2 protein-coding genes and 1 pseudogene are annotated in these 2,392 nt (G+C 69.2%); 1 reads left to right on the top strand and 2 read right to left on the bottom strand.

All coding sequences use genetic code 11. The features are described from left to right. The coding region (locus AVR91_RS09265; RefSeq protein ID WP_228709163.1) for an ABC transporter ATP-binding protein at positions 1-552 on the top strand (552 nt) is incomplete at its 5' end. On the opposite strand, the gene AVR91_RS09270 is transcribed toward AVR91_RS09265, so the two are convergent. Beyond that, positions 531-1,727, bottom strand: coding sequence for a DUF6986 family protein (locus AVR91_RS09270; RefSeq protein WP_063272966.1), 1,197 nt, complete (start codon positions 1,725-1,727; stop codon positions 531-533). The genes AVR91_RS09265 and AVR91_RS09270 overlap by 22 nt on opposite strands. A 4-nt stretch (positions 1,728-1,731) precedes the next feature. Further along, a pseudogene (locus AVR91_RS09275) lies at positions 1,732-2,392 on the bottom strand (malate synthase A); the annotation flags it as partial.

Raw genomic sequence — 2,392 nt, forward strand, 5'->3', positions numbered from 1 at the left:
AACGGCGCCGGGAAGTCCACTCTCCTGCGCCTGCTGTCCGGAATCTACGAGCCGACCAGGGGCAGCGCGCGGGTCGTCGGGCGGATCGCGCCGGTGTTCGACCTCGGGGTGGGGCTGGATCCCGAGGTCTCGGGCCACGAGAACATCCTGATCCGCGGCCTGTTCCTCGGGATGAGCCGCAGGAAGATGGAGAAACGGGTCGACGACATCGCCGAGTTCACCGAGCTGGGCGACTACCTCCACTTACCCTTGCGCACCTACTCCGCCGGCATGCGGGTGCGGCTCGCGCTCGGCGTGGTGACCACCATCGACCCCGAGATCCTCATTCTCGACGAGGGTCTCGGCGCGATCGACGCCGCGTTCCTCACCAAGGCACGCGAACGGCTGGTCGACCTCGCCCGTCGTTCGGGTGTGCTGGTGTTCGCCTCGCACTCCGACGAGCTGCTGCGCGAACTGTGCACCACCGCCCTCTGGATGGAGGAAGGCCGGATCCGCGCCCGCGGCTCACTGGACGAGATTCTCGCCGAATATCACGCGGTCCTTCGCGCGTAGCCGTCCAACTCCGCGTGAGAAAACGAAAGCTCCCCCGCGTCCACGGCTCCGCAGTCCAGTCCCCGCAACAAGAAGCTCGCCAGAGCCTGCGCGGTCGCCGGTTCGTCCAGCACGCCCCGCCCGGTCTGGTCGGCGTAGTCCCGCAGGCGGCCCAGCGCGGCCGGGAAACCTTCGCGGAAGAACGCGTACGTGGCGGCGAACCGGGTGGGCAGCTGGTGCGGATGCAGATCCCAGCCCTGGTAGAAGCCGCGCTCCAGCGAGCGCCGCACCAAGCGCAGATGTTCGCGCCAGGCCGGGAGGATCGCGTCGCCCACGGGCAGCTTGTTCGTCGAGCCGTCCGAAAGCCGGACGCCGGTGCCCGCGGCCGAGACCTGCATGAGCTGCTTGGCGAAATCGGCGGCCGGGTGTTCCATGCTCTGGTACTCGGCGCTGATCCCGAGCCCGGCGCTGTAGTCGTAGGTGCCGTAGTGCAGGCCGGAACAGCGGCCACGCGCGGCGTCGATGATCCGCGGGACCGCCACCGTTCCATCGATGTCCACAATGGACTGTGCGGTCTCGATCTGGACCTCGAACCGCAAGGAGCCCTCTGCCAGGCCGTACGCGGATTCGAGACGCTCCATGACGTCCGCCGCCACCTCGACCTGTTCGACGGCGGTCACCTTCGGCAGCGTGACGACGAAACCGTCCGGCAGCGGTCCGCTTTCCAGCAATCCGGCCAGGAAGAGATCGAGCGTGCGGATGCCGCGACGACGGGTCCCGGCTTCGAAGCTCTTGAACCGGATGCCGACGAACGGCGTGCCGCCCGTGACGGCGAGGGTCCTGCCGGCGGCGAGCGCGATGGCGTCCTCTTCGTCGTCGCCAGGCCTGCCGAGGCCGTCCTCGAAGTCGATCCGCAGATCTTCGATCGGCTCGGTCAGCAGTTTGGTCCGGACCCGGTCGGCGATGTCCGCGTCCAGGCCCAGCTGATCGGCGTGCTCGCCGAAGACCCGTAGTGCCTGCTTGCCCCAGTCCGCCACGAGCCGCGTCTTGTACTGCGACGCGGGCACGTACACGGTGTGCACGGGCTGGCGGCCGGGCGGCTCGCCGGGATACTTGGCCGCGACGCGCGCGTCCGCCTCGGCGAGGCGCGCGTCAGCGGCGGTGTAAACGTCCTCGGTGAGCCGCCCGTTCCCCATTTGTCTACTTGATCCGTTCGTAGGCGGGCAGGGTCAGGAAGTCCGGGAACTCGTCGGCGAGCGCGACCTGCTCGAACAGCTCGACGGCGGGCTCCAGCAGTTCCGGCTTGATCTCCGCCGCGAGTTCGCCGCGGACCTCGGCCAGCACACCGCGCACCAGTTCGGCGGTGACCTTGTCGCCGGTGTCGAGCTGCGTGCCGTTGCGCACCCACTGCCACACCTGCGAACGCGAGATCTCCGCGGTGGCGGCGTCCTCCATCAGGTTGTGGATGGCCGCCGCGCCGTTTCCGCTCAGCCAGGAGGCGATGTAGCGGATACCGACGTCGACGGCGGCACGCAGTCCGGCCGAGGTGGCGCCACCCGGCGTCGAAGCCGCGTCGAGCAGCTGGTCGGCGGTGACGGACACGTCGTCGCGGGTGCGGTCGAGCTGGTTCGGCTTGTCGCCGAGGACCTTGTCGAACTCCTCGCGGCAGATGTCCACCATGCCGGGGTGTGCGACCCAGGAACCGTCGAAGCCGTCGCCCGCTTCACGGCTCTTGTCGGCGCGGACCTTGTCGAGCGCCGCGGCGGTGACCTCCGGGTCCTTGCGGTTCGGGATGAACGCGGCCATACCGCCGATCGCGAACGCGCCGCGCTTGTGGCACGTGCGCACCAGCAGTTCGGTG

The sequence above is a fragment of the Amycolatopsis keratiniphila subsp. keratiniphila genome (genome assembly GCF_001620365.2).
Taxonomy (GTDB): domain Bacteria; phylum Actinomycetota; class Actinomycetes; order Mycobacteriales; family Pseudonocardiaceae; genus Amycolatopsis; species Amycolatopsis keratiniphila.

Excerpts from the sequence above, each read along its gene's own strand:
- AVR91_RS09270 (WP_063272966.1), bottom strand. The coding sequence starts at position 1,727 with ATGGGGAACGGGCGGCTCACCGAGGACGTTTACACCGCCGCTGACGCG.